The sequence below is a fragment of the Shewanella halotolerans genome (assembly GCF_019457535.1).
Lineage (GTDB): Bacteria > Pseudomonadota > Gammaproteobacteria > Enterobacterales > Shewanellaceae > Shewanella > Shewanella halotolerans.
Genome location: NZ_CP080417.1, coordinates 3492612 through 3511163, shown reverse-complemented (window position 1 = coordinate 3511163; position 18552 = coordinate 3492612). Strand labels below are relative to the sequence as shown.

The window sequence follows — 18552 nt, the reverse complement described above, 5'->3', positions numbered from 1 at the left end:
CTCATTGATGCTCTTGCGTTAATTTGGGCAGTGGGTTTTATATCACTTAGAAATAGGTGATCTCCAGTTCGTATAGCGTCGCGTCGTCATCATAAGAGTCATATTTCGCCACCAGCGAAAAGTTTTTTTCATAAATATCGACGCTGTCGAATTCATCGTTAGCCTGTTCGAATTGCGCAAGCAGCTTATCCTTTTGCGATGGAACCGCCATCTTATCGCATAGCACGGCAAGATCCGCATCGTCTGCTTGTGGGTAAATACCTGAAGCGAGTCTAACCCTATGTAAGGTGTCGCCGTCGAACCTAAGTTGCAGATGGTTGCCTAGCAGCCACCATTCGCCATCGCTCGAGATAGCTAATCTCGCCATGCTGGGATAGGCCTTTTGCAGTTGCTGCAGGCTAGGACGCTCACCGACAAACGAAGGGGTGAGCTGTTTTAGCAGTGGTTGGAGCGCCTCCTTGTTGGGTTGCTTTCCTCGCAGCGTCAGCTTCGTCTTGTCTTGATAGAGGCTAAAGCCGGTTAATTGAGATTCGGACGTCGCTTCGCCGCTCTGGAGATAGGTATCAAAGTTAAGGGTCAAGCGCTGCTTGCCGTCACTGAGGTTTAGGTGGTCGCCCTGTCGCTGGGCTTGGTTGGCACCCAAGGTGCGAATGACCTGTGAGATGGGAGTGCGATAGGCGATCTCACCGTTAATTAACCAAGGGGCACCGTCGAATCCGTCGCGATAATCGATAAGATTCTGGCCGGTATTGTTCAAGGGGCTGAACTCTGTCGAGATGGCGACGAGCCGCTCTTTGGTAAACACAAACCAGAGCTGCCTACCGTAACCCCAGACAAAATCTTGCTTGCTAAGCGGTAACTCTATGCTAGCGGGGCCGAGTAATTCATAGAGGGCTTCGGGACTTATGCCGAGTTTGGCGCCATATACGCCATTGTCTAACGATACTAAAGCGGGAGGCAGGCTCTTCGCCGCCGCGAGTTTGGCGGCCGATTGAGGTGTGGGGGCCTCAAAGGTGTACTCGAAGCGAGACTGGCGAATTTCATAGCCCTTACTGTCATAGGCAGCTGCTGTTTGTGACAGGCTTTTGTCATGCTCGCAGAGACGATATAGCTGTGCTTCGAGAAGGGTCTTTAACTGGGTGACCTTAACCATCTCCTGGCTGGAGCGTTGAGAAAGCTTCTTCTCCTTCATCTTGCTGACAATGTGGTTGCTCACCTGGGTGAGAACGATGACTTCGGCGCCTCTGTCTGTCGCTTGTTGAGTTAACTGATTCAACGCTGATTTAAAGGCTTCGCTTTCAAGAGGTTTAGTCTCTGCAGGATACTTTTTACTCGTAAGAGTCAGCGATATCGGTGCTAACGTCGTTTCGATACAGTTAGGCTGCTTGTCTAAGATGCGGGCACTTTTATCGCCATCATTGTCTGAGGCTGTGGCGTTAGCCGTGAGGCAAAGGTATCCCAATAAAAGGGTGTAGCTAGATATTGTCCTTAATGTCGAGCTCATGTGGCGCGTCCCTGATGCCAAAGTATGCCACTAACTTGAGAGACAGAGGCTAAATTGTCAAGTTTTCATAGGATTATCGATAGTGCCATGTGCTTGCTGGGCGGCGTAGGTAAACTACCCAGCAAATCTGTGTTAAAGAGTGGCTAGGCTTTTGTGGGTTTGAGGGAGATCCACAGCTTGATATGGCCCTTGACCACCACCACATCGTTTTCATCCAAGGCGGTAACATTGACCAGCATGTCGCCCTCGACCCACTGTTCGGGCGTGACTTCGGCGATGCAGCGGATGTCGCTGCCGGCCTTGGCGGTATAGTCGACGCTCATACCCTTGGGGATCCAGCGCAGGTGGGCGGGAATTGACGCCTCGGCCATGGTGCCCATGGCCATCTCCAGACCATTACAGATGGCGATGACATGCACTGTGCCTATGTGGTTTTGCACCGCCTTACGCTTTCGCACCAGCACCTGGCAGTAGTTGGGTCTCAGCTCTGTAACCAGGGGCTTAAGTGTGGCGAAGTAGGGCGCCATGCGTGACACCATGAGGGAGAAAAACTTATGGCCCAGTGGCCACTTGGTCAGGCGGCGGTAGAGTGCCATCACTCGTGTCGGTTTGTTATTCATTGGCTTACTCGTCATTAAAATGCTTTGTCTGGTTTAAGAAAAAGCTTGTCTGGTCAGATGAGTTGTTAGACTAGCCGAATAACAAGTGGTTAACAATAGCGCCGTGATTTGGCCGTCTAAACCAAACTTCATTTTCCTTTGGCTGCGCCGGGCGCGTATAATCGAGCGCTAAGGCTTTTGGCTTAAAGAAAATCATTAACTTAAGGATCTTGAGTGAAATATCTGCTGACTTATTTCAAAGGGATGGCCATGGGGGCCGCCGATGTGGTGCCCGGCGTTTCCGGGGGCACCATTGCCTTCATCACGGGGATCCTCGACCCCCTGCTCAACAGCATACGTAAGGTTAACCCCAGCCTCATCGGGGTGATCCGCCAGCAGGGACTGAAGGCCGCCTTTATGCATATTAACGGCCCCTTCCTGATCGCCGTGTTCGGCGGTATCCTCACCAGCATCTTTACCCTGGCCAAGCTGATCACCTATTTGCTGCATAGTCATCCGATCCCCGTGTGGTCCTTCTTCTTCGGTCTCATCATCATCTCTGTGGTACATATGCTCAAGCAGGTGAAGGGCTTCACTGTGGGACGCCTGGCGCTGTTTGCCCTGGGCGTGGCCTTTGCCTGGGGGATCACTGTGCTGCATCCAATCGATATGCAGATGACCTATCTGAATGTCTTCATCGGCGGCAGTATTGCCATCTGCGCCATGTTGCTGCCGGGGATCTCAGGTAGTTTCATCCTGCTGCTACTCGGCCTTTACACCTCAGTGCTGGGCGCCGCCAAGAGCCTGGATATCCCCGTGCTACTGACCTTCGCCAGCGGCTGCGTGGCAGGCTTGCTCTCATTCAGTCATCTGCTGTCGGCGCTGCTGCGTAAATACCATGATGCGACGCTGATCTTCCTCACCGGCTTGATGCTCGGCACCCTAGGTAAGATCTGGCCCTGGAAGCAGGTGCTCACCTGGCGTGAAAACTCGGCAGGCGAGCAGGTACCTCTGCTGGAACAGAACCTGTCGCCCATGAATTTTGAGCAGCTGACCGGGCAACCGGCGCAGCTTGAGCTGGCCATCTGCGCCATGTTGGCGGGTATCGCTCTGGTATGGGCACTGGAATATTTTGCTGGCGACAATGCTGCTAGCACTAAAAGTAAGAACATCGCTAAAAACTAGGCGTGGGGGCGATAGATGAATAAGTGGATACTGCTGGTAGCGCTCGGTTTGAGCGCCTGTTCGACCGGGATAAACATGAGTGTGACGGCTGAGTCTGAGCCCCAAGGGGATCCGCTGGAGGTCAAAGACCCCATGTCACAGGATAATCAACGCATCATAGACGATGCCAAGGAAGATGGCCGCCTGGATCAGTATCTGAATCCGTAATCTGTGGCGGCCTCTGCTTAGGCTAGGTTTAGCTTAGGGCGGGCCTAGCCTGCCTGACGCGAATTATCGACGGTTTTCTTGTCGTAGTATTCGAACGGAAATTGGTTGCGGATGCGCTGTATGATGGCATCGCTGACGTTGGCCGACACATGCAGCCTGACGCTGCCGCTCTTCTCGGCGCGTACCACACAGGTCAGTTTCTCACTCTTGGCGATGGCTTTACATTCCCGCTGAAACTTCTCCGGGATCTTGCCCTTGTGGGAGATGAGACGGCCATCTTTAAAATGCATCTCAAAAAGGCTTAAGCCACGTTTGCCTGAGAAGATCAGCTTGTAGATCAGAAAGAGGCCCACCAGGATAAAGGCGATTTTCAATAGGGTTTCAGTCATAGTCACTCCTTAGCGTTATAGTTTGAAGATACTCCCGGCTAAGGGTTTTTCCTAGCGGCTTAGATCAAATTTTTAATAAACTGGCTATACTCTTCGAAGGAGTTTAATACGTTAAGGAAAACACTATGCACCTGTCTAATGCCCGCCGTTGGGAAAAACTTTGTCATCAGCAAGCCAATATTCTACAAGGGTTATCGCAAACCTTTCCCGAACGCGCGCAGGCGCATCAGGAGTTGGTGAATTACTGGCGCGCCCTAGGTGAGCGAGTCCGCCGGGGGGAGAGCCTGAAGTTGTAAGCTAGATATTGTCGAGTTTAGGAGTAGATTGTCCTTAAACTCGTAAATATACCCCTAATAAAAAACCGCCAATGAAGGCGGTTTTTTTACAATCACTTGGTTGGGGAGGGCTGGGGGTTAGAAGGCGTAGCTGGCGGTGGCCAGAATAGTGCCTTCGTTCTTCCATGGACCGTCCTTGATCTCGTTGTCGCTGCTCAGGTTAGTGTCTAACCAGGCCAGCGACAGGCCGACACCGCCGATCTCGGTGGAGACGCCGATGGAGTAATCGACATAGTTCTCACCCCAGTCTAGGTCTGCCCCGTCGCCATAGCTGTAGCCCACGTGAGCATCTATGCTCCAGTTCTCGATAAACTCGTAGGAGTAGTTCAGCTCGCTGTAGTGCAGAGACACATCGGCGTTGGCGTAGTCGTTGGTGTACCACTGGGCGAAGTGGAAGTCGGCAAAGTAGAAGCCCAGTGAGGCCTCGAGATACTTAGTGCTCTCATCCTGTCCCGGATAGGTGTAGTAGGTCAGGGTGAAGTCATATTCCACTGCGTCGTCTTCCCCGAAGGCGCCGGCGTAACCGGCATAGAAGTCGACTTCGACATCGGCATCATAACTTTCATCATCGACATTACTGCCCCAGGCACCGATGAAGAAACCACTTTCCATGCTGTAATCTATGCTGGCTTGAACGGCAAAGTCGCCTGCGGTTTGTGAGATACCGCGGAAGCGGTAATCGTTGGTGACGCCAATTTCTCCCGAGACTTCAGCTTGTGCCAAAGGTGTGATTAGCGCGGTTGCCAAGGTTAAGCCAGCTAGCTGGGCTATCCGTTTCTTATTAAATTTTTTATACACGGTGGTTTCTCCATTTCACTTGGTTGACACCGACCCGGGTAGCGAGCTATCCGGATCAGATTAAGCCAAACAACAGCTAGTTAGCTGAGACTACATGGCAATGATTTTAGTTATTTTTGCTCAAATACGACGTAAATCTTGCGACACTCCTGCAGCACTCGCCATACGCCCTTAAAACCGGCGGGGATGACGAAGCGATCGCCTTTGCTGACCGTCAGGCTGTTGCCTGCTTCATCAATGATCTCGCTACTGCCCGATAGGATCTCGCAATACTCATGTTCGCTGTAGTTGACCTTCCAACTGCCGACCTGGCCCTGCCAGATCCCGGCGTGAAATTGATCGCAGGGGCTGGAGTAATGGTTCTCCAGTTGCTGCTTAGGCTCCCCGCTTAATACTTTTTCCGGTGCCACCTCATAGTGTTCCGTCTTAACCTTATGCTGGCCAAAGTTGATGATGGCATCAATAGTCTGTGTCATTTCTGCTCCAATTTACAGATAGACTTAAGGCGCAGCGAGGCGCCTTAAGCTTAGTTTATTTCATGGTAGGCATGACAAATTCAGCCTGACTACCCTTGCCCTTGGGCCAGCGTGCGGTGATCGCCTTACGCTTAGTGTAGAAGCGCACGCCGTCCGGGCCATGCATGTGCAGCGGGCCGAAGAGGGAGCGTTTCCAGCCGCCGAAGCTATGGAAGGCCATAGGCACTGGGATGGGCACATTGACCCCAACCATGCCAACCTGCACATGGTGGCAGAAGTGTCTCGCCGCCTCGCCGCTCTGGGTAAAGATGGCGGTGCCGTTCCCAAACTCGTGCTCATTGATCAGGGTCAGCGCCTCGGCATAATCCTTCACTCGGACGATGGCCAGCACAGGGCCGAAGATCTCTTCCTTGTAGATGGTCATCTCTGGGGTGACATGGTCGAACAGGCAGCCACCGAGGAAGTAGCCCTGCTCGTGATCGGCGACCGTGAGTTGACGGCCATCGGCCAGCAGGGTCGCCCCCTCGCTCACGCCTCTGTCCACATAGCCGCGCACTTTCGCGAGATGCTGCGCCGAGATCAGCGGTCCCATCTCCATCTCGCCTTCCAGGCCGTTACCGACCTTGAGCGCCTGGATCTGTGGCAGCAGTTTCTCTACCAAGGCATCACCCACATCGCCGACGGCCAGCACTACAGAGATCGCCATGCAACGCTCGCCAGCGCTGCCATAGGCGGCGCCCATCAGGGCGCTGACCGCCTGGTCGAGGTCCGCATCTGGCATCAACAGCATGTGGTTCTTTGCGCCACCTAACGCCTGTACACGTTTGCCGTGGGCCGCCGCCGTCTGGTAGATATACTCGGCGATCGGCGTGGAGCCGACGAAGCTCACCGCCTGAATGTCCTTGTGGGTCAGCAAGGTGTCGACCGCTTCCTTGTCGCCGTTGACCACGTTAAATACGCCGTCTGGCAGACCTGCTTCGGTGAGGAGTTCAGCCATGCGCATCACAGAGGTCGGATCCTTCTCCGACGGTTTCATGATAAAGGTATTGCCCGCAGCGATGGCGATGGGGAACATCCACATTGGCACCATCACAGGAAAGTTAAAGGGGGCGATGCCGGCTACTACGCCCAGGGATTGGTTGAGCGTCCAGGCATCAACGCCGCCGCCGACCTGCTCTGTGTGCTCGCCCTTGAGCAGATGGGAGATGCCGCAGGCAAACTCCACCACCTCTAGGCCACGGATGATCTCGCCCTTAGCATCGTCGAGCACCTTGCCGTGTTCGCGGGTGATCATGGCGGCCAGCTCGTCCATGTTGGCTTCGACCAGTGCCTTAAACTTAAACAGAATGCGTGCGCGGTTAAGGGGGGTCATCTCAGACCAGGGGCCGTGGGCCTTCTTGGCCAGTTCGATGGCCGCATCCACCTCGAGCGCGCTGGCCAGGGAGACGTTGGCCTTGTGCTCGCCGGTGGCGGGTTCGAAGACGGCGGCGCTGCGGGCGCTGGGCTGTGTGTGCTGGCCGTTGATGTAGTGGTTTATCTGCTGCATAGCGCGTTATTTCCCTGCAAAAATCTCTAATGTGTCTTGGTTATTCTGGGTTAGCCAACTGTGGTGATGGCATCGCTTAGGGTGTTGACCATCTGATCTATCTGGGCCTCGTCGACGATCAGTGGCGGCGACAGGGCAATGGTGTCGGCCGTTGCCCTGACCAGGGTGCCGTTTTTGAAACAGGTCTCGAAGATGCCGAAGCCGCGCTTGCCTATGCCTTTATCGCTCGGGCTAAACTGGATACCGGCTACCAGGCCTGTGTTACGAATGTCGATAAGGTTCGGCAGCCCCTTGAGGCTGTGGATCGCCTTTTCGAAGTAGCCTTCCAGCGACTTGGTACGCTCGAACAGCTGCTCTTCCTGATAGATATCTAAGGTGGCGATGGCGGCAGCTGCGGCTACCGGATGGCCCGAATAGGTGTAGCCATGGTAGAGCTCGATGGCGCCCTCTGGCGCATCCATGCTGGCATCATAGATGGCATCGTCGATCAACACGGCGCCCATGGGGATGGTGCCGTTGTTAAGCGCCTTGGCTGTGGTGATCATATCCGGCGTCACGCCCCAGCGCTGGCTGGCGAAGGCGTCGCCCACACGGCCAAAGCCGGTGATCACCTCATCGAAGATCAATAGGATGCCATGCTTGCGGGTGATCTCTCTTAGGCGCTTGAGATAGCCCTGAGGCGGTAGTATGACCCCGGCCGAACCCGACATGGGTTCGACGATCACCGCGGCGATATTCTCGGCGCCATGTAGGGTGACGAGCTGCTCCAGCACCTCGGCCTTCTCCGCGCCGGTTTCCGGCAAGCCCTTACAGAAGGCGTTTTGCTGGATATCCAAGGTGTGGGGCAGGTGATCGACTCCCTGCAGTAGCTGCTGGCTGAAGGTGCGGCGGTTACCGCCTATGCCACCGACCGAGATACCGCCGAAGCCGACGCCATGGTAGCCCAGCTCACGACCGATGAAACGGGTACGGGTCGCCTCACCACGGGCCCTGTGGTAGTTGAGGGCGATCTTCAGCGCCGTGTCGACCGACTCAGAGCCAGAGTTGGTGAAAAATACCTTGTTGATCCCTTTGGGAGCGATGGCGGCGAGACGCTCGGCCAGCTCGAAGGCCAGTGGGTGGCCCATCTGGAACGAGGGTGCATAGTCCATCTCGTGGATCTGTTTGCTGACCGCCTCGGAGATCGCCTTGCGACCGTGTCCGGCATTACAGCACCAGAGACCGGCAGTGCCGTCGAGTACGGGACGGCCGTTTACATCCTTGTAGTACATCCCCTCTGCCTGTGCGAGGAGGCGGGGACTTTGTTTAAACTGTCTATTGGCGGTAAAGGGCATCCAATAGTGTTCCAGCGTGCCTGTTGCTACCTGGTCAGCTTTATTAAAATCTTCCATATCATCTACCCTGGTTCTGTGTAATTGTTGTTTTATTGAGTGGTTGATATTCGCTATGCTATGTCAGAAATAATGAACATGAAAGCTTTTTGTTCATTATTTATAGCAAAAAATAACTTTTTGTAAAAAATATTGAAATTGATTGAGGGTTGAGCGTAATCTAGGGCAGGCACAGTCGCGCCAGAGAGGGCGTGGACGTGCATTAGCATTGACGCTAGAGCAATTATCACCCGTTAAGAGGTCAGAATGAGTACTCCACAAAATCGCGAACAATGGCAAGAGATGGCGGACAACCTGGTGATTCAGGGCCAGGCATTTATCAATGGCGAATACTGCGCCGCCGATTCGAATGACACCTTCGACTGTATCAGCCCTATCGATGGCAGGGTGCTGACCCAGGTGGCCAGTTGCGATCTGCTGGATGCCAACCGCGCCGTTGCCAATGCCCGCGAGGTGTTTGAGCGCGGCGACTGGTCACAGCTGCCGCCGGTGAAACGCAAGCAGGTGATGATTCGCTTCGCCGATCTACTGGAGGCAAACAGGGATGAGCTGGCCCTGCTGGAAACCTTGGATATGGGTAAGCCTATCCGTTATTCCGGCGCCGTCGATGTGGCGGGCGCGGCTCGCGCCATACGCTGGTCGGGCGAGGCGGTGGATAAGATTTACGACGAAATTGCCCCAACGGCCCACAATGAGATTGGCATGATCACCCGCGAGCCGGTGGGTGTGGTGGCGGCTATCGTGCCCTGGAACTTCCCGCTCTTGATGGCCTGCTGGAAGCTGGGCCCTGCGCTGGCCACAGGTAACAGCGTGGTGTTAAAGCCCTCAGAGAAGTCACCGCTGACCGCCATTCGCATGGCGCAGCTGGCAATAGAGGCGGGGATCCCTAAGGGGGTGCTTAACGTGTTGCCAGGATTCGGCCATACCGTGGGTAAGGCGCTGGCGTTGCACATGGATGTCGACACTCTGGTGTTTACCGGCTCGACCAAGATTGCCAAGCAGCTGATGATCTATGCCGGCGAGTCCAACATGAAGCGTGTCTGGCTGGAGGCGGGGGGCAAGAGCCCGAATATCGTCTTCAACGACGCGCCGAACCTTAAAGAGGCGGCCATCGCCGCGGCCTCGGCCATCGCCTTCAACCAGGGCGAGGTCTGCACCGCGGGTTCGCGTCTGCTGGTGGAGTCGGGGGTGAAGGAAGAGCTTATTAACCTGATCGAAGCCGAGATGCAGGCCTGGCAGCCGGGGCACCCGCTGGATCCTGCCACCACCTGTGGCGCTGTGGTGGACAAGCAGCAGCTGGAGAATGTGCTGCGCTATATTCGCGCCGGGGTGGCCGAAGGGGCGCAGCTGCGTCAAGGTGGTCAGCAGGTGCTGGCCGAGACCGGCGGTGTGTATGTGGCGCCGACCATCTTTGCCAACGTGAAGAATGAGATGACCATCGCCAAGGAGGAGATCTTCGGCCCTGTGCTGTCGGTGATCACCTTCGATGGCATGGAGGAGGCGATTCGTATCGGTAACGATACCATCTACGGCCTGGCGGCCGGTGTCTGGACCTCAGATATCAGCAAGGCTCACAAGACGGCCAAGGCGCTGCGTAGCGGCATGGTGTGGATCAACCACTATGATGGTGGCGACATGACGGCGCCCTTTGGTGGCTATAAGCAGTCGGGTAACGGCCGCGACAAGTCATTGCATGCCTTCGACAAATATACCGAGATCAAGGCGACCTGGATCGCGCTATAGAAAAGCCTTTCAGGGAAAGCCCCCGTCTTAGCGGCAAGAAACCCGCTATACAAAACGCTTTAATCACAGCCCTTTAGCGATAAAGGGCTTTTTTTATGCCAGTTTGTTAGCAGGGTTAAAATAAGTCACTTGTCCTTGGCCCCCCCCATCGTATATTGTCTTTACAGATAAGCGTCATACTATTGATAAGAGGGGCGGGCAGATGCTGATTAGCCCCCACATTGGGAGTCACTATGGAATTGGAATACCCGTTAGTTACCACCGCCTGGCTTGAGGCGAATCTGTTTGAGGGTAATCTGGTGTTGCTCGACGCCAGTATGCAGAGTGTGGTGGGCAAAGAACCCATACTCTATGATGAGTTTGTCTGTATTCCCCGGTCGCAAAAGTTTGATATTGAGCAGGTGTTTTGCGATACCACTTCATCGCAGCTGCACGCCATGCCGACCCCTGAGCAGTTTGAGCATGGGGCCACGGCCCTAGGCATAGACAGAGACAGCCTAGTGGTGATCTACGATAACCAGGGGATCTACAGCGCGCCGCGCGCCTGGTGGATGTTTAAGCTGATGGGCCACGAGAATGTCTATGTGCTCGATGGCGGCCTGCCCCAGTGGCTCAGCGAGGAGCGCATGACCAGCGAGCGCTATCAGCCCACGGTAATAGATGAAGAGTCTGTGCCCTATGTGGCGGATTTCCAGCCCGAGCTTATCTGTGACGCCAACTATGTGCTCGAATCCCTGGGAGGCGACAGTGTTATCTTGGACGCGCGGGCAGCGGGGCGTTTTGCCGGCGAGGTCAGTGAGCCCAGACCCGGCGTGCGCAGCGGTCATATTCCCGGCTCGGTAAATCTGCCTTTTGGAGAGCTGCTGCGCGAACATCGGATGAAGCGGGTCGAGGATCTGCAGGCCATGTTTGAGCAGCTGGTTGGGGAGCAGGTAGGAGAGCAGGAAGCAGAGCGGATCTTCAGCTGCGGCTCAGGTATCACCGCCTGTATCCTGATCTTAGCCTCAGTGGCCTCGGGCCATGACAAGGCGGTGCTCTACGATGGCTCCTGGGCCGACTGGGGCAGCAACCCTGAGCTACCTATCGAGCAGGGGAATTAATTCCAGTGAAAAGAAAAGGTGCCTAGGGCACCTTTTTTATGCTGACTCTTTTGGGTAATCGATTTTTGGCTAAAACAGGTCTTTCAGCCTGTGATACAGCATGCCGGCCGCCAGCATGGGGGAGCGGAATCTCGGCCCGCCAGGGAAGGTCATATGCTGTACCCTGTCGAAGATATCGAACCGCTCCGCCTGAGCCGTCAGGGCTTCGCCGATAAGCCTGGCCGCCATATGGGTGGCATTGACGCCGTGGCCGGCGTAGGCCTGGGCGTAGATGATGTTGGGGCAGTCCGGCAGCCGACCTATCTGTGGCAGGCGGTTGGCACCTATGCCTATCATGCCGCCCCATTCATACTCTATCTTCACCCCCTTGAGCTGGGGGAATACCTTCTCCAGGTTGGGACGCAGCGCCGCGTCGATATCTTTGGGATCTTTACCCGAATAGGTGCACAGGCCGCCAAACAGTAGGCGATTGTCCTGGGAGAGGTGGAAGTAGTCGAGATCGATACGCATGTCGGCGAAGGCCATGTTTTGCGGGATAATTTCATCGCACATCTCCTGGGACAAAGGCTCGGTGGCCAGCAGATAACTGCCGGCGGGCAGCACCTTACCACCTATGTAGCCGTTGAGTTCATGGCCGATATAGGCGTTACCGGCGAGTACCAGATAGCGGCAGTCGACGCGGCCATGCTCCGTATGTACGCAGGGGCGCTCGCCCTTGACGATTTTGGTGGCGGCGCTGTATTCGAACATCTTGACCCCCAGGCTGCGGGCCACCTTGGCCTCGCCCAGTGCCAGATTGAGGGGATGCAGATGGCCGCTGTTCATGTCGACCAGGGCGCCGCAGTAGAGATCTGAGCCGATCACCTCGCCAAGCTGGTGCTTCTCCAGCAGCTTAAAGCCCTCGCGTCCCTGGTGGAGCATCTCCTGATAGTCGGCGGCGAGTTCCTTCATGTGTCTGGGCTTGGTGGCGAGATCGCAGTAGCCCATCTGCAGGTTACAGTCGATATTGTGCTTGGCGACGCGGTTACGCACTATCTCAACCGCCTCGAAGCCCATCTGCTCGATGGCCGCGACGCCTTCTGAGCCAATCTCGTTGCGAAACTGTTCGACATTATGGCCTATGCCGCGGATCAGCTCGCCGCCGTTACGGCCCGACGCGCCCCAGCCGATCCGTTTCGCCTCCAGCAATACCACCTCGAAGCCTCTCTCGGCCAACTCGATGGCGGTGTTGATGCCGCTGAAACCGCCGCCGACGATGCAGACATCGGCGCTGATCCGCTCTGTGAGCTGCGGCAGGGCTTCCAGGGCATTGGCGGTGGCATGATAGAAAGAGTCGGGATATTGGTCACTGTGGACAGGGCGCTTGGTGGTCATTTGGGCTCCGAGTGAGGGTTTTATTCTTGTTATTCGACTAAATTGGCCAGAGTAAGTATACTTTTGACCCTTGAGTTGGTTATAATTCACACCTGTTGATTATATTTAACATGCTTTTTAGTTTGATACAAACTAGTATGGAAAATTGTTTCTTCCTGAGTCTGGTTGGATAGGAGATGTTTTTTGGATATAGGCGCAAATCTCAAAGCTGTTCGTAAAATGAAAGGGTTATCGCAACGCGAGTTGGCCAAGCGTGCCGGCGTGACCAACAGCACCATCTCCATGATCGAGAAGAACAGCGTCAGTCCTTCGGTGAGTTCCCTGAAGAAAGTCTTGTCGGGTTTGCCTATGTCACTGGTGGATTTCTTCTCTATCGAGGAGAGCATGCCTACCGAGCAGAAGGTGGTCTACCGCTCCGGCGAGCTGCTGGATATTGGCGATGGCAACCTGGACTACAAGTTGATCGGCAGAGATTACCCCAACCGTGCCATGTCTGTGATGAACGAGGTCTATCCACCTGGGTCGGATACCGGTGAAGAGATGCTGCAGCACGAGGGTGAAGAGGCGGCCATGGTGATCGAGGGTCAGCTGGAGATCACCATAGGCGATGAGGTCTATGTGCTGAGCGAGGGCGACAGCTACTACTTCAACAGCGAACTGCCCCACAGATTCCGCAACCCCTTCGACAAGCCGTGTCGTATCGTCAGCGCCACCACACCGGCAAACTTCTAACTAAGCATTCCTGTTAGGCTGGGCGTCGCCCGGCCTCTCAAACCCCTTCCGTTTTACTAAAACTCCTGTGACACTCTCTGCGCCGCCGCGTGTGAGCTTTTTTCATGCCATGAGGCCGAGTCACTCCTGCGCCTTTTTGTAAATAATTTTGTCCATTAAGGCCGCCGAGTAAAAATCTTAAGCGGACTTTTCTGTGGGAGCTGGTTCACAAAAGCCGTGAGCTGATTTTCGCCTATTTTTGGCTTTACATTAATTTTAATTGCCTTTTAATGTTGTTTTAATTGGGTTTTATTCTAATTGTTATTCTATTGTATATTTTGTTTTCAGCGGCCTATTGCCTCGTTCATTATTTCAGTGTAGTGTGTGAAAAAATGAACATTGATTGAAGTCTGTTCATTGCTATAACTATAAGAAGACGCAACAAAGCTAAAGGTGAACTATGTCCGATGAAGGACTTGCTGTTATCGGTGTTACGGCCTGTAATCAACAGATAGGCCTGCACCCATTCAATATCGTTGGCGAGAAATACCTGCTGGGTATTGCCGATGCCACCCAAGGCTGGCCCTTGGTGATCCCCGCGCTTGGCCATTGCCCGGCCGAGACGATATTGCCCAGACTCGATGGCCTGCTGTTCACCGGTTCGCCCTCCAATATCGAGCCCCACCACTACGACGGTGTGGCGAGTGACCCAGATACCCTACATGATCCCAAGCGCGACGCGACCAATCTGCCGCTGCTGAAGGCGGCGATTGACGCCGGCGTGCCTGTGCTGGCCATCTGCCGGGGATTTCAGGAGATGAATGTGGTGTACGGCGGCAGCCTGCATCAGAAATTGCATGAAGTTGGCGATTATATTGAACACAGAGAAGACAAGACGGCAGACGTCGGGGTGCAATATGGCCTGTCTCATCCGTTGAAGATAGAACCGGGGGGATTGCTCCACGAGGCTTGGGGCCGCAATTTGGCAGAGGTGAACTCTGTGCACACTCAAGGTGTTGACCGTTTGGGTGTTGGATTGCGGCCAGAAGCCTATGCCCCCGATGGATTAATCGAGGCGTTTTCGGTCAAAGATGCGAAAAATTTTGCGCTGGGGGTGCAGTTCCACCCCGAATGGAAGGTGTTAGAGAACCCTTTCTACCGCTCGATTTTTAGCGCCTTTAGTCAAGCCTGCCAAGCCAGAGCAGCTCAACGAAAGAGACAGTGAAGCATGAAGAAGTTAATCGATTATTTGAAAGCCAATAAGATCACCGAGGTCGAGTGTGTCATCAGCGATATGACAGGTATCGCCCGCGGCAAAATTGCGCCAGTCGATAAGTTTATCGACGAGAAGGGAATGCGTATGCCCGAGAGTGTGTTGCTGCAGACCGTGACCGGCGACTATGTGGATGACGACCTGTATGACAGCCTGCTGGACAAGGCGGATATCGACTTCGTGTGTGTGCCCGATGAAAATGCAGTATTCATGTTGCCCTGGACGGTCGAAGCTACCGCCCAGGTGATCCACGACACCTTCGATAAGATGGGGAACCCGATAGAATTGTCGCCCCGTAACCTGCTCAAGAAGGTGCTCAAACTCTATGAAGATAAGGGCTGGAAGCCGGTGATCGCTCCCGAGATGGAGTTCTATCTGACCCATAGAAACTCAGATCCTGATATGCCATTGATTCCACCCGTGGGCCGCAGTGGCCGCAAGGAATCGGGCCGTCAGTCGTTTTCTATCGACGCCGCCAACGAGTATGACCCGCTGTTCGAAGATATGTATGACTGGTGCGAGGCCCAGGGGCTGGATATTGATACCTTGATCCACGAAGAGGGCACGGCCCAGATGGAGATCAACTTCAGCCATGGTGATGCCCTGTCGCTGGCGGATCAGGTGTTTGTGTTTAAGCGTACCCTGCGTGAGGCGGCCCTCAAGCATGACGTTTGCGCCACCTTTATGGCTAAGCCAGTCACCGACGAGCCGGGCAGTGCCATGCATATTCACCAGAGTGTGGTGGATATCAAGACGGGCAAGAACATCTTTACCAATGAGGACGGCACGAAAAGTGCTAAGTTCCTGTGCTACATAGGCGGCCTGCAGAAGTATATTCCCGAGTTGTTACCTCTGATGGCCCCGAACGTCAACTCCTTCAGACGATTCCTGCCGGGCACCTCTGCGCCGGTGAATCTGGAGTGGGGCGATGAGAACCGCACCTGTGGTCTGCGGATCCCCGAGTCGTCACCCCAGAACCGTCGTATCGAGAACCGTATCGCAGGTGCCGATGCCAACAGCTACCTGGCCATCGCCGCCACGCTGTTGTGTGGTTACATGGGCATGGTGGAAGATGTGAAGCCATCGACGCCGGTACAGGGACGCGCCAACGAGAATCGTCAGGGGATCAGCCTGCCGCTGACTCTAGAAGAGGCGCTGGCGGTGATGTCGGAAAGTTCGGCGGTGAGGGAATATCTGGGTGACACCTTCACCACAGGATATATCGCGGTGAAGCAGGCGGATCTGGAAAACTTCCGCCGGGTGATCAGCTCATGGGAACGTGAGTTCCTGCTGTTGACCGTTTAGCCACTCTGCACCAGTTTGGGGCAGGGCTGGCGACAATATGAAGCAAGATTGCCGGGGAATTAACCCCCTGGTTGAGTCATGGGTAACTAACCGGTGTAATTAGATATAAATTCATATTGATGGTGAAATTATTCGATTTTACACTAGCGATGAATGTTAAACAGGTTCGATGCAGTTGTAAGCTGTAGCATTGGCAATAATAACAATGAAAGCCGTCACAAGCGGCAATGCAATGGCAGTAATCATCAGACTACTGGCAAGCTAACAAGGAGATAGCATGAAGCTTTTAAAGAAAATGACAACACTCGCTCTGGTCACCGCCGGAGTATTTGCAAGCTCTGTCGCCAGTGCTGAAGAGGTGGTTAGGGTCTATAACTGGTCTGATTATATTGCCGAAGATACCTTGGCTAATTTCGAGAAAGAGACGGGCATCAAGGTGATCTACGATGTGTTCGATAGCAACGAAGTGGTCGAGGCCAAGCTGCTATCGGGTCGTTCAGGCTATGATATCGTGGTGCCGTCAAACAACTTCCTGGCTAAGCAGATCAAGGCGGGCGCCTTCCAGAAGTTGGATCAGTCACAGCTGACCAACCACAAGAACCTTAATCCTGAGCTGATGAAGCAGCTTGAAACCGCAGATCCACGTAACGAGCACGCCGTGCCGTATTTGTGGGGCACTACAGGTATCGGATACAACGAGGCCAAGGTGAAGCAGGTACTGGGTGAAGACGCGCCGGTCGACTCTTTAGAGCTGATTTTCAATCCTAAGTATGCCGAGAAGATTGCTAAGTGTGGCTTCTCGCTGCTGGACAGCGCCGACGAGATGCTGCCGATGGCGATGATCTACCTGGGGCTGGATCCTAACAGCACTAAGAGTGAAGACTACGCCAAGGCGGGCGAGGTGATGGCGAAGATCCGTCCCTTCGTGACCTATTTCCACTCATCACGTTACATTACCGATCTGGCCAATGGCGACATCTGTGTGGCATTCGGTTATTCGGGTGACGTCTTCCAGGCCGCCGCGCGCGCCGAAGAGGCTGAGAACGGTCAGGTGATCGGCTATGCCATCCCGAAAGAGGGCTCTAACCTTTGGTTCGATATGTTGGCGATCCCTGCCGATGCCAAGAACGTGAAGAACGCTCACACCTTTATCAACTACCTGCTACGTCCAGAGGTGATTGCCCCTATCACCAACTATGTGGCGTACGCTAACCCTAACGTGCCGGCCCAGGAGCTGGTGGAAGAAGAGATCCGTAACGATGCGGCTATCTATCCAACCCCTGAAGTGCTGTCACGCCTGTATGTGGCCGATGTACGTCCGATGAAAGCCCAGCGCGCCATGACTCGCGTATGGACCAAAGTCAAATCTGGCATGTAATGCCTACACCCGAGGGCAAGTTCGCTTGCCCTCCATTTCTTAGATCATCTGAACTATTGCAGTAGGTGCCTTAGCGGTGCTTTTTGTGGAGAAGTATTATGGCTAGCAATTCGGGCGTCACCAACAAACCGACAACAAAGACGCAAGGAGAGGTGTTGCTGAAGATAGAGAGAGTCAGCAAGCTATTTGACGATGTTCGTGCAGTGGACGACGTCTCGCTAAATATTAATCGTGGGGAAATTTTTGCATTGCTTGGCGGCTCAGGTTCGGGGAAATCGACGCTGCTTCGCATGCTGGCCGGCTTTGAGAAGCCGACAGAGGGACGCATCTATCTCGATGGGCAAGACATTACCGACATGCCGCCCTATGAGCGTCCTATTAATATGATGTTCCAATCTTACGCCCTGTTTCCACACATGACGGTGGCGCAGAATATCGCCTTCGGACTCAAGCAGGACAAGATGCCCAAGGCCGAGATTGAGCAGCGGGTGAAAGAGATGCTCAAGCTGGTTCACATGGAGCCTTACGCCAAGCGTAAGCCGAACCAACTCTCAGGTGGTCAGCGCCAACGCGTGGCTCTGGCCCGTTCGCTGGCCAAGCGTCCAAAGCTTTTGCTACTCGACGAGCCCATGGGGGCGCTGGATAAGAAACTCCGTACTCAGATGCAGCTCGAGGTGGTGGACATTCTCGAGGCGGTTGGGGTGACCTGTGTGATGGTAACCCATGACCAGGAAGAGGCCATGACCATGGCCGAGCGTATCGCCATCATGAACGATGGCTGGATCGCCCAAACCGGTTCGCCAATGGATATCTACGAGAGCCCGGCTAACCGCATGGTGGCAGAGTTTATCGGCAGCGTTAACCTGTTCGAGGGGGACATTGTCGAGGATGAGGTGGACCACGTGGTGATCAATGTGGCCAACATTCCTCAGCCCTTCTACGTGGGTTACGGGGTGTCGACCAGTGTGGATACTACCCAGGTGTGGGTGGCGATTCGTCCCGAGAAGACCCATATCAGCCGAGAGCAGCCAGAGGATGCGCGTAACTGGTGCGCCGGTAAGGTGGAAGATATCGCCTATCTGGGCGGCATCTCGGTTTACTACATACGCCTGTGTAACGGACAGCTCATTCAGTCTGTGATGACCAACAGTGACCGCCGCGCCGACTCGCCCACCTGGGAAGAGGATGTCTTCGTCAGTTGGGAAGCGACCAGTGCCGTTGTACTGAGATCTTAACGG

General features: G+C 54.6%; 18 protein-coding genes. 10 read left to right on the top strand and 8 right to left on the bottom strand.

Features of this window, described 5'->3' with window-relative positions:
* Positions 1-46: 46 nt before the first annotated feature.
* Both K0H81_RS15280 and K0H81_RS15275 read right to left on the bottom strand, forming a co-directional pair.
* Positions 47-1276: a hypothetical protein gene (locus K0H81_RS15280; protein WP_220058865.1), complete on the bottom strand. Its 1230-nt coding sequence runs from the start codon at positions 1274-1276 to the stop codon at positions 47-49.
* Between the two features lie 371 nt (positions 1277-1647).
* On the bottom strand, positions 1648-2124 hold the full coding sequence (locus tag K0H81_RS15275; protein WP_220058864.1) for a hotdog fold domain-containing protein: 477 nt from the start codon (positions 2122-2124) through the stop codon (positions 1648-1650).
* A gap of 213 nt (positions 2125-2337) precedes the next feature.
* Between K0H81_RS15275 and K0H81_RS15270 the strand changes: the two genes are divergently transcribed.
* Both K0H81_RS15270 and K0H81_RS15265 read left to right on the top strand, forming a co-directional pair.
* A complete protein-coding gene (locus K0H81_RS15270; protein WP_220058863.1) occupies positions 2338-3288 on the top strand; it encodes a polyprenyl-phosphate transporter in 951 nt (316 codons plus the stop codon).
* 15 nt (positions 3289-3303) lie between these two features.
* Positions 3304-3495 carry a hypothetical protein gene (locus tag K0H81_RS15265; RefSeq protein WP_144200977.1) on the top strand — a complete coding sequence of 64 codons (192 nt, stop codon included), beginning with the start codon at positions 3304-3306 and terminating at the stop codon, positions 3493-3495.
* A 44-nt stretch (positions 3496-3539) separates the two neighbouring features.
* On the opposite strand, the gene K0H81_RS15260 is transcribed toward K0H81_RS15265, so the two are convergent.
* Positions 3540-3884 (bottom strand): DUF3634 family protein, encoded by a 345-nt coding sequence (locus tag K0H81_RS15260; RefSeq protein ID WP_011864766.1) that lies wholly within the window; start codon positions 3882-3884, stop codon positions 3540-3542.
* Positions 3885-4009: 125 nt separating this feature from the next.
* Between K0H81_RS15260 and K0H81_RS15255 the strand changes: the two genes are divergently transcribed.
* A complete protein-coding gene (locus K0H81_RS15255; RefSeq protein ID WP_186300584.1) occupies positions 4010-4180 on the top strand; it encodes a hypothetical protein in 171 nt (56 codons plus the stop codon).
* Positions 4181-4297: 117 nt separating this feature from the next.
* Here the strand turns inward: K0H81_RS15255 and K0H81_RS15250 are convergent, their stop codons facing one another.
* The 4 genes from K0H81_RS15250 to aptA all read right to left on the bottom strand — a co-directional run bounded on the left by K0H81_RS15250 (position 4298) and on the right by aptA (position 8430).
* On the bottom strand, positions 4298-5017 hold the full coding sequence (locus tag K0H81_RS15250; protein WP_144200979.1) for a TorF family putative porin: 720 nt from the start codon (positions 5015-5017) through the stop codon (positions 4298-4300).
* A 110-nt stretch (positions 5018-5127) separates the two neighbouring features.
* A complete protein-coding gene (locus K0H81_RS15245; RefSeq protein ID WP_011864769.1) occupies positions 5128-5493 on the bottom strand; it encodes a cupin domain-containing protein in 366 nt (121 codons plus the stop codon).
* A 55-nt stretch (positions 5494-5548) separates the two neighbouring features.
* Positions 5549-7039 (bottom strand): CoA-acylating methylmalonate-semialdehyde dehydrogenase, encoded by a 1491-nt coding sequence (locus K0H81_RS15240; RefSeq protein ID WP_220058862.1) that lies wholly within the window; start codon positions 7037-7039, stop codon positions 5549-5551.
* Positions 7040-7089: 50 nt separating this feature from the next.
* Positions 7090-8430, bottom strand: a complete 1341-nt coding sequence (aptA, locus tag K0H81_RS15235) for an omega-aminotransferase AptA (RefSeq protein WP_220058861.1) — start codon at positions 8428-8430, stop codon at positions 7090-7092.
* A gap of 246 nt (positions 8431-8676) precedes the next feature.
* On the opposite strand from aptA, the gene K0H81_RS15230 reads away from it, so the two are divergent.
* The gene (locus K0H81_RS15230; protein WP_220058860.1) at positions 8677-10173 is read left to right on the top strand and encodes an aldehyde dehydrogenase; all 1497 of its coding nucleotides are present in this window, start codon (positions 8677-8679) and stop codon (positions 10171-10173) included.
* Between the two features lie 239 nt (positions 10174-10412).
* Entirely contained in the window at positions 10413-11273 is an 861-nt protein-coding gene (locus K0H81_RS15225) for a sulfurtransferase (protein WP_220060872.1), read from the top strand.
* Positions 11274-11342: 69 nt separating this feature from the next.
* Here the strand turns inward: K0H81_RS15225 and K0H81_RS15220 are convergent, their stop codons facing one another.
* Positions 11343-12647, bottom strand: a complete 1305-nt coding sequence (locus K0H81_RS15220) for an NAD(P)/FAD-dependent oxidoreductase (RefSeq protein WP_220058859.1) — start codon at positions 12645-12647, stop codon at positions 11343-11345.
* Positions 12648-12830: 183 nt separating this feature from the next.
* On the opposite strand from K0H81_RS15220, the gene K0H81_RS15215 reads away from it, so the two are divergent.
* From K0H81_RS15215 to potA, 5 genes are all read left to right on the top strand, one after another.
* A complete protein-coding gene (locus K0H81_RS15215; RefSeq protein WP_011864775.1) occupies positions 12831-13379 on the top strand; it encodes a cupin domain-containing protein in 549 nt (182 codons plus the stop codon).
* 439 nt (positions 13380-13818) lie between these two features.
* The gene (locus K0H81_RS15210; RefSeq protein WP_220058858.1) at positions 13819-14583 is read left to right on the top strand and encodes a gamma-glutamyl-gamma-aminobutyrate hydrolase family protein; all 765 of its coding nucleotides are present in this window, start codon (positions 13819-13821) and stop codon (positions 14581-14583) included.
* A gap of 3 nt (positions 14584-14586) precedes the next feature.
* On the top strand, positions 14587-15936 hold the full coding sequence (locus K0H81_RS15205; RefSeq protein WP_144200991.1) for a glutamine synthetase family protein: 1350 nt from the start codon (positions 14587-14589) through the stop codon (positions 15934-15936).
* A 277-nt stretch (positions 15937-16213) separates the two neighbouring features.
* Complete coding sequence (locus K0H81_RS15200) at positions 16214-17314, top strand: polyamine ABC transporter substrate-binding protein (protein ID WP_144200993.1); 1101 nt, start codon at positions 16214-16216, stop codon at positions 17312-17314.
* Positions 17315-17412: 98 nt separating this feature from the next.
* Positions 17413-18549: a polyamine ABC transporter ATP-binding protein gene (gene potA, locus K0H81_RS15195; protein ID WP_011864779.1), complete on the top strand. Its 1137-nt coding sequence runs from the start codon at positions 17413-17415 to the stop codon at positions 18547-18549.
* Positions 18550-18552: the final 3 nt, after the last annotated feature.

What these genes read in the sequence shown, in the direction of transcription:
- K0H81_RS15275 (WP_220058864.1), bottom strand. Translation starts at nt 2,124, where the DNA reads ATGAATAACAAACCGACACGAGTGATGGCACTCTACCGCCGCCTGACC.
- K0H81_RS15265 (WP_144200977.1), top strand. Translation starts at nt 3,304, where the DNA reads ATGAATAAGTGGATACTGCTGGTAGCGCTCGGTTTGAGCGCCTGTTCG.
- K0H81_RS15260 (WP_011864766.1), bottom strand. Translation starts at nt 3,884, where the DNA reads ATGACTGAAACCCTATTGAAAATCGCCTTTATCCTGGTGGGCCTCTTT.
- K0H81_RS15255 (WP_186300584.1), top strand. Translation starts at nt 4,010, where the DNA reads ATGCACCTGTCTAATGCCCGCCGTTGGGAAAAACTTTGTCATCAGCAA.
- K0H81_RS15245 (WP_011864769.1), bottom strand. Translation starts at nt 5,493, where the DNA reads ATGACACAGACTATTGATGCCATCATCAACTTTGGCCAGCATAAGGTT.
- K0H81_RS15240 (WP_220058862.1), bottom strand. Translation starts at nt 7,039, where the DNA reads ATGCAGCAGATAAACCACTACATCAACGGCCAGCACACACAGCCCAGC.
- aptA (WP_220058861.1), bottom strand. Translation starts at nt 8,430, where the DNA reads ATGGAAGATTTTAATAAAGCTGACCAGGTAGCAACAGGCACGCTGGAA.
- K0H81_RS15230 (WP_220058860.1), top strand. Translation starts at nt 8,677, where the DNA reads ATGAGTACTCCACAAAATCGCGAACAATGGCAAGAGATGGCGGACAAC.
- K0H81_RS15220 (WP_220058859.1), bottom strand. Translation starts at nt 12,647, where the DNA reads ATGACCACCAAGCGCCCTGTCCACAGTGACCAATATCCCGACTCTTTC.
- K0H81_RS15210 (WP_220058858.1), top strand. Translation starts at nt 13,819, where the DNA reads ATGTCCGATGAAGGACTTGCTGTTATCGGTGTTACGGCCTGTAATCAA.
- K0H81_RS15205 (WP_144200991.1), top strand. Translation starts at nt 14,587, where the DNA reads ATGAAGAAGTTAATCGATTATTTGAAAGCCAATAAGATCACCGAGGTC.
- K0H81_RS15200 (WP_144200993.1), top strand. Translation starts at nt 16,214, where the DNA reads ATGAAGCTTTTAAAGAAAATGACAACACTCGCTCTGGTCACCGCCGGA.
- potA (WP_011864779.1), top strand. Translation starts at nt 17,413, where the DNA reads ATGGCTAGCAATTCGGGCGTCACCAACAAACCGACAACAAAGACGCAA.